Raw genomic sequence first — 7984 nt, forward strand, 5'->3', positions numbered from 1 at the left:
CCTGAGCCTATTTTATTAAACCAGATTTTTGCCAAGCTTACTTCTTTAGGACGTATTCATCCCGTTTCTACGGGCGTTGAACCCTCGTAATTTGGCAAAGGTATTGTAATAAGGGAACACCAAAAAATAAATTATTCCAACTTGACGGTTTGTAGGGTGCGTCAGTATGAATAATTTCTTGGTACAGCTAATTTTTCTCGCACTGACGCACCCAACCTAGTTGGATATTTTTTATCTGGAAGTCCCTAAGTAAATCGGTAGAAATAAATAAAAGTATGTTACGAAACGTAAACAAGCTTGAAACCCTTGCTAATGAATAAAGACCAATGACAACCCTAGCTAATTAGGTTTATTTTTGCCGACCTACTACTTAACTATTAACTGAGAGGAAAGCCTATCTATTCCTCATTACCATCCCTTACGGCATCACTGTTTATCTGTTAAAATAGTCACATAATCTCTTTATAGAGTAGGATTTTACCATATTATTAATTACGTCAAGATGAATGTAAGACTTCAACAAGTCATACAATGTTAGATAATTTACTAGTCGGTCGTTATCAAATTCGCCAAATGTTAGGTGGAGGTGGATTTGGAAAAACTTATGTTGCTCTTGACACTCAACGTCCTGGCCAACCCAAATGTGTCGTCAAACATTTTCAACCTGTCACCCATAACCCAGAGTTTATGGAAACAGCTAGACGACTCTTCACGAGTGAAGCAGAAACACTAGAAAGATTAGGTTATCATGACCAAATTCCTCGTCTTCTAGCATATTTTGAAGAAAATCAGGAATTTTTCTTAGTACAAGAGTTTATTGAAGGCCATTCACTGAAAGTAGAATTGCCGCCTAATCAATGTTGGACAGAAGAACAAGTCATACTACTTTTACAGCAAGGCTTAGATATCTTGCAATTCATTCATCATCACAAGGTGATTCATCGAGATATCAAGCCAGAAAATATGATTAGACGGCTACAAGATGGTAAATTAGTCCTGATAGATTTTGGCGCAGTTAAGCTAGTTCAAACTCAAATAAGCGCAATTAGTGGACAAACGGAAATGACTGTTGCTATTGGCACGCCAGGATATATGCCTTTAGAACAATTCCGAGGTAAACCACACCTTAATAGCGATATTTATTCTCTAGGTATGGTTTGTATTCAAGCACTGACAGGGGTGCATCCCAGAGAACTAGGAGAAGATGCCATATCTGGAGAAATTCTCTGGCAAAATAGAGCAAAAGTTAGTCCTGCATTAGCATCTGTGTTATCAAAGATGGTGCTAAATAACTTTAAACTGCGTTATCAATCTGCAACAGAGGTTTTAGAAGGACTACAACAAAGTTTTCATCCACAAGCAGAAACTCAGATAACTGTAGCACCATCCACTTTGGCACAGCAGCCCCAAGTTATTCTCACCCAACAGCAATTAGTTGGGTTGCATGGCAATAATAGCTCTATTCTGTCTCTAAAGCAGTATAAACACTTAGAAAATATACTCATGACGTTTGTTGGACCCATAGCCCAAACGTTGCTAAGAAGGGCAGCATCTGCTGCTAGTTATCAAGAATTAGTCGATAACTTAGCTTTGCACTTGACAGCAAGTCAACAAACTGAGTTTAAAAAAACTGCGATGTCATTGATGGAACAACCAACTAAACTAACTATTGAGCATGAAAATAACTCTGGCAATTTAACACAGAAATTACAACCAGTTGTCAACCATGAAATTAACAATGCTTTCATACATCAATGTCAGCAAGAGTTACTAAATTTAATTGGGCCAATTGCTATTTTTTTAATTCAAAAAGCTATCAAATCTACTAATATTAATACTACTCGTACTGAATTTATTAAAGTTTTATCAGACGCAATTCCCGATGATCAAAAAGCCTTCGAGTTTCAAAAGCGGTTACTCCCTTAAGTTAGAAATAAATCAAATATTCACAATCATGCCTCACTGGTACGTGTATTATTTTTGTTAAAAATTTATTGCATTGCGTGTATCAATTGTTTTGGTGCTGGTTTCATAACCCCGTCCCTTTGTTAGCAATTATTAGTTTTTTCGCCACCGACCATTGACAAAAACTCTACCCCCAAGAAGGTATAGGAATCCGATTTGATTCTTGTTGGCGTAGCCTGCGCTTTCGCTTAACAATCTTAGTACCTGTAGGGTGGGGATTGCCCACTGTATAATGGTTGTGCTGGGCAATGCCCTTCCTACCTAATATTTCAAAAATAAAATACTAAGACTATATAGTCTTTTATTCATTTTGCTTATTCAGCATATCCATAGCTATTGTTAAACTATACTTCATGCGATTAAATGCTGCTGCTAGACCACCAATTTCATCATGAGCATTGTCTTCAAATTCTGCACTCATATCTCCGGTGCTAACTCTTTGAGCTATGTTTTCTATTTTCCTAATGCGCTGAATTACAGTTTTCTTAATAAGGAAATTAATTATAATTAAGACTATGGCGAAAATAACAATTAAAAATGCCATAATCCCTAACCAAGTAGTTTGGGCATTATTAAATACTTCTTCAGAAGGAACTGAGATAATCTGAGCTGCAACAATCTCATTAAGTTGCCACCCAAAACCATTTTCTGAACCATAAGTAACCAATTGACTCTTAGGTGCTTTATCTGGTGTGGAATGACATTGTAAACAGCTTTGTTCTGTAACAGCTAGTGGTCTGGCAATATAAAATACTGTGCCTTCCGGTAAAGTGCGAAAGCTGGCAATCTCCGGTAGTGAAGGATTTTTGCGAAATCGCTCCACAATTGCTGCTTCATAAGTATCAGCTTTATCTCGTAAATTAGTCGGATTGAGTGTTGCTTCTTTATAAAAGAAGTTGCGATACTGTTCATTTTTACGTAAATTATCAAACACCTCCGTTGCGGAGTAAGCTGGTACTGTTTCGGGGATAAAGGATGATTCAGTTTCTAATTTAGGTAATAACAAATTTCTGACTCTATCTTGGGTGTACTGCCTGACAGAAGTCATTGTGTTCAAGAGAACCAGGGCTTTAGAGATGACTTCTGTCTGCGCTCGATGCTGGAGTATGCTAGATAAAGCAGTGCCACTGAGTAAAATGCTAATGATAAAAACTATAGTTAACAGTAAATTGAACTTGGTACCAATCTTTATTTTTTTTAACATTAGTCTAAATTTTTTATATTAAGCGTCATCAGAGATTGTAGTAAAATACTGTAGCGAAGATAACTTATAAAAGCAAGATAGCTTATTTTATTAAAATTAATAATGCCTCGAAAATTCTCACGTCGTTTTTTTTTGGACAATTGATTTTCTTAACAGTTAATGCCTGTACATCGAAACAGCAATCTGATGGCTTATTAACTATTGGTGTAATCAACTATGATGGTGGACAAAAAATAATTGAGCAGTATGCTGGATTTCAGCGTTACTTAGCGGAAAGCACAAGAGCGAAGGTTACTTTAGAACCTACTTTTAATGAAAATAAAGCGATTGAACGTCTCGAATCTCGTGCTTGGTCATTAATATTTGCTCCACCAGGGATAGCAGCTATTGCGATTTCTCGGTACAAATATGTTCCGCTTTTTCCCTTAATTGGTGTGAATAATTTGCGTTGCGTCTTTGTTACCCGCGAAGACAGTCCTATCCGTAATTTACAAAATTTACAGGGTAAAACAGTAGCTTTGGGACAATTAGGTTCAGCTACAGGATATTATTTCCCTCTTTATAATCTCTATGGTCTGACCTTGGCGGAAATCTTGTCTGCACCTACACCCAAAATCGTTATGGAATGGGTGGCTGAAGGAAAGGCGGCGGCTGGTGCTGTTTCTATAGCAGAACTTAATCTTTATCGTTCAACATTACAAGGAACTAAGTTTCGCATCCTCTACACAGACCCGCACTATGTTCCACCTGGTGTAGTGTTAATTGAACCAACTATAGAACGTAAACGCCAAGATTACATTCGCAGAGTGATGAGTGAGTTACCTTCGGCGTTAGCTCAACAAGTTGGCTATATACCCAATGCGCCAATTCCAAATTACAACTATATGATTAGTGTGGTTGAACGAGTGCAATCAATTGCTTCTGAACTGCAAAGCAAGCCTGTTCAATTATTTAATAAAACAACTTAGATGTTGAGAATTTATCAGTTGCCGACAGTAATCTTGATATGGGAGATAGAGTAGTACTTTGTCAAGTTAGTTTTAAGAGTTGGTAGTAAGCACTTTAGTAGTTAGAAGAATCAGGACTAAAGTCCTTACTACAAACTTATTTACAGCAATTTACAAGTAATTAATTGAAAAATCATTTAACCTTGATGACGAGGGGCATTGAAGGCTTCCCAAGCAGCTTTGGCGGCATTTTGTAGACGTACACTAAAATCTACAAAATCTTTCATCATTAAATGCCAGTTTTTCTCGGTTTCATCCTTAAATACTACCCAAAAGTATTCTAAGCGAGCATCTTTATCCATAATTTTCTCTCCTTCAATAGCTGCTCTTGCCTTACGTACAGCATTCAAGTAAGTTTCACGGGTGAAAGTTCCGGCTGTCTCTGCTTCGGCTTGAGCGCGTCTTCTGAGTGCTTCAATCAGTGCTTTAGTTTCGCGCTTTACTTCGTCAGTTTCGCCAGCCATCTCGACTTCTACTATTTCGTCAGTTTGAGAGCTAATTTCTACCACGACGATAGATTCAACAGTTTCGACAGATTCGATAATTTCGATGTTGTTATCATTCATAGTTGAAATATCCTTTTAGTCATTAGTCATTCGCTGCTTAAGCTGTTTTTGGTAGTTCTTGCTCTAACTTGAGTAGTGCTTGAACTCTTGCGTCTGTGGATGGATGACTAGAAAATAAGTTACCTAAAAACTGTCCAGAGATGGGATTGATGATTAATAGTGGTTCAAACGCTGGGTTAGCATCCAAAGGTAGTTGTCGCGCCGTGGCTTCTAATCTTTGTAATGCACGGGCTAAGGAACGGGGATTACCTGTTAATCTAGCAGAACCAGCATCAGCAGAAAACTCTCTTGTGCGGGATATTGCTAACTGAATGATAGTGGCAGCTATTGGCGCAAGTACAACAGTTAACAAAACACCTAAAGGATTTCCACCTCTTTCGTTATCTCGTCCACCTATTCCCCCAAACCATAAGCTATAACTAACCATCTGTGCCAAGAAAGAGATAGCACCAGCAACGGTAGCAGCTACAGCTTGTGTTAACGTGTCGCGGTTAATAATATGTGTAAGTTCGTGGGCGATGACAGCTTCTAATTCATCCTCTGGTAATATATTTAAAATACCTTCAGTTACAGCTACAGCAGCGTGTTCTGGATCTCTTCCTGTAGCAAAAGCATTAGCAGTTTGACCGGGAACAATATAGACTCCTGGCATGGGAATATTTGCGCGTTGGGATAATCTCTGCACCATGTGATAAAGTCCTGGTGCTTGGCTTTCGCTCACTGGTTGGGCGCGGTAAACTGCTAGAGCAATCTTATCTGATTGATACCATGAAAACAGGTTGGTAACTGCCGCCAAGCCAATGCCAATAATCACGCCGCCACTACCGCCAATTACCCAATAACTGATGGCAATTAATAAGCCACTGAGGGCAGCAAGCAAAGCAAGCGTTTTAAATTGATTTCCCATGTTTTCGCTCTCCTGCTAATGCTGTATTGATTGTTTTAATCTTTTCTAGACAACAAGATTACTTCAGTTGTACTTTGATTGTATCTATCTAAACAGGGATTTATCGGGTAGAAATTTCGCCCTAGTTGAGTACGGTTTTCCGTCTCCAAGTTGTTGATACATAATTCATTGTGATAGTTATTGAATATATTTTTTTAATATGAATTAACCCAGAAGTTTAATAAAAGTTTTGTGTTGGTAAAAATTTATATGTTGCTTAAATTAGTGGTGATTTTAGCCTATTTAGGAATAGATAGAATTGTGGAATTGTGAGAGCGATCGCTAGTTAATTTTCCTGTTAAATGGTATTATAAAAATGACTAATGGCGATGGAGTTCGCCTAAACCGCTATTCCAGTCAAAAATTAATCTGGAAGGCTGATGACTCCTACTTTTCTCGCTTACTGCGGGAGGGTAGGGGTTTGTTGTATAAATAACCTAGCTTCCTTGTAGTAAGTCTCTATCTACAAAACGCAACATTGGAAGTTAAGGTATGTTATTCAGCATATTGTGGATTTTCATCATGGGCTTTTTTGCGGGTCAACTGGCCCGTCGCTTAACAGCACCACCGTTAATTGGTATGATTTTAATGGGGATTATTTTAGGCCCCCAAGTTCGTAACGTTATCAGTCAAGATGTCCTTGGTGCGGCTGATGATTTAAGGACTGTAGCGGTGACAATTATCCTCATGAAAGCTGGATTGGGACTAGATAGACAAAAACTGTCTCAACAAGGGACTGTAGCATTACGGTTGGGATTTTTACCAGCAGCCACTGAAGCGATCGCTATTGCTTTTGCTTCTATAATTATTTTTAAATTCGATTTTCCCACTGGCTTGCTTTTAGGCTGTGTAATTGGTGCTGAGTCGCCGGCTGTAATTGTACCAGGAATGTTGAGGCTGAAAAGTTTAGGCTTGGGTGTTACTAAAGGGATTCCCGATGCAATTTTGACTGGTAGTGCTTTATCTGATGTATTGCTATTACTTGTCTTTAGCTTATTGTTGAATTTCTTAGGTGATGGTGGCGTTGAACAAATCACCCTTTTCGGTGGCTTGACTATCAATACTCTGTATTTACTCCCCATACAAGTACTCATGCAAATCGGATTAGGGGTCTTATTTGGGTATTTAGTCGCTCGGTTACTAGTCTTACTACTAACAAAACAAAACTGGACTCAAAATGCTGTCCAAGATACTTTACTTGCTGCAAGTTTAGCTCTGTTTCTGGTAATTATTGCTAATGTTTTACCTTACTTTTCTGGCTATTTAGCTACAATGTCACTGGGGTTTTTCTTAGTCGAATTAGACGCACCTTTGGCTAGAAGATTGCGGGGTGGGTTTGATAGTTTATGGATAGTAGCAGAGATTTTTTTGTTTGTCTTGTTAGGAGCAACAATTCAACTACAAGTTTTAGGAAATATCTTACTACCAGGAATTTTAATTCTGGCAATTGGTTTATTTATTGGTCGCATGATTGGTTGGTATCTTTCAACTTTAGGGAGTAATTGGAATTGGCACGAAAGATTATTTCTACTCCCTGGAAATTCGGCTAAAGCTACAGTGCAAGCTGCTATCGGTGCAATTCCTCTTGCTCAAGGGATTGCAGGAGGTGAGATAATTTTAGCGATCGCTGCCCTTTCAATTCTCCTCACTGCACCTTTAGGTGCTTGGGCGACAACTGTCTTTGCGCCCAAATTGTTAACTAGAGGAGAAGTTGACCCTACAAAGGTGACGGTAGCTACTCATACTCTATTATTAGCAGCAGTAGATACATCAAGTTTAGCCACAGAAGTTTTGAGCAAAGTTGCAGACTTAGCCCGGCGCAGTAATGGTGAGGCGATCGTTCTGCACGTAATCAACACTGCAAATCAGCAAGCTGTTGAACAAATACAGGAACAAGCAAAACAGTTGCTATCTGATATTAGATATAAATTTCTTGCTGTTACAGGTGTTGTTCCAGAAGAAATTATTCGCATTGCTCAGACATATCATGTAACGGCAATTGTTATGGGAAAAAGGGGACATCAACCTTGGGAAGAAGTAATAATTGGCTCAGTATCGCAAGCCGTTATAGAAAGTAGTCCCATACCTGTAATCTTGCTGGAGAAACAAAGATAGTTAAATTTTTCATAACTTAACGCGATGTGCAACTTATTTTTGAAACCCCTCTCCAAACCTCTCCCCGCTTCGGGGCTACGGTGTACACACAAGTTTGCCCAGAGCGAGTTTCCAGCCAAAAAAAGTGGATTCAAATTGCTCAAGACCGCGAACCAAAGTAGTAATACCAGGAGGTTTTTGA

Annotated in this window: 6 protein-coding genes and 1 riboswitch; of the genes, 3 read left to right on the forward strand and 3 right to left on the reverse strand. The window is 38.7% G+C overall.

The annotated features are described in order from the left end of the window. Window positions 1-531: 531 nt before the first annotated feature. A complete protein-coding gene (locus tag H6G18_RS24240; RefSeq protein ID WP_190409643.1) occupies window positions 532-1926 on the forward strand; it encodes a serine/threonine-protein kinase in 1395 nt (464 codons plus the stop codon). 340 nt (window positions 1927-2266) lie between these two features. Here H6G18_RS24240 and H6G18_RS24245 read toward each other — a convergent pair whose 3' ends face one another. Beyond that, window positions 2267-3169, reverse strand: coding sequence for a Tll0287-like domain-containing protein (locus H6G18_RS24245; RefSeq protein WP_190409644.1), 903 nt, complete (start codon window positions 3167-3169; stop codon window positions 2267-2269). A 140-nt stretch (window positions 3170-3309) separates the two neighbouring features. Here H6G18_RS24245 and H6G18_RS24250 point away from each other — a divergent pair, with 140 nt between their 5' ends. After that, the gene (locus tag H6G18_RS24250; protein ID WP_199311826.1) at window positions 3310-4137 is read left to right on the forward strand and encodes a phosphate/phosphite/phosphonate ABC transporter substrate-binding protein; all 828 of its coding nucleotides are present in this window, start codon (window positions 3310-3312) and stop codon (window positions 4135-4137) included. A 176-nt stretch (window positions 4138-4313) separates the two neighbouring features. Here H6G18_RS24250 and H6G18_RS24255 read toward each other — a convergent pair whose 3' ends face one another. Beyond that, a complete protein-coding gene (locus tag H6G18_RS24255; protein WP_190409645.1) occupies window positions 4314-4742 on the reverse strand; it encodes a hypothetical protein in 429 nt (142 codons plus the stop codon). Window positions 4743-4779: 37 nt separating this feature from the next. Continuing rightward, window positions 4780-5649: a zinc metalloprotease HtpX gene (locus tag H6G18_RS24260; protein ID WP_190409646.1), complete on the reverse strand. Its 870-nt coding sequence runs from the start codon at window positions 5647-5649 to the stop codon at window positions 4780-4782. A gap of 355 nt (window positions 5650-6004) precedes the next feature. Continuing rightward, window positions 6005-6085, forward strand: a riboswitch (Fluoride riboswitch). A 95-nt stretch (window positions 6086-6180) separates the two neighbouring features. Here H6G18_RS24260 and H6G18_RS24265 point away from each other — a divergent pair. Then, the gene (locus H6G18_RS24265) at window positions 6181-7803 is read left to right on the forward strand and encodes a cation:proton antiporter (RefSeq protein ID WP_190409647.1); all 1623 of its coding nucleotides are present in this window, start codon (window positions 6181-6183) and stop codon (window positions 7801-7803) included. Window positions 7804-7984: the final 181 nt, after the last annotated feature.

Source organism: Anabaena subtropica FACHB-260 (assembly GCF_014697105.1).
In the GTDB taxonomy this organism is placed as follows: Bacteria; Cyanobacteriota; Cyanobacteriia; order Cyanobacteriales; family Nostocaceae; genus Trichormus; species Trichormus subtropicus.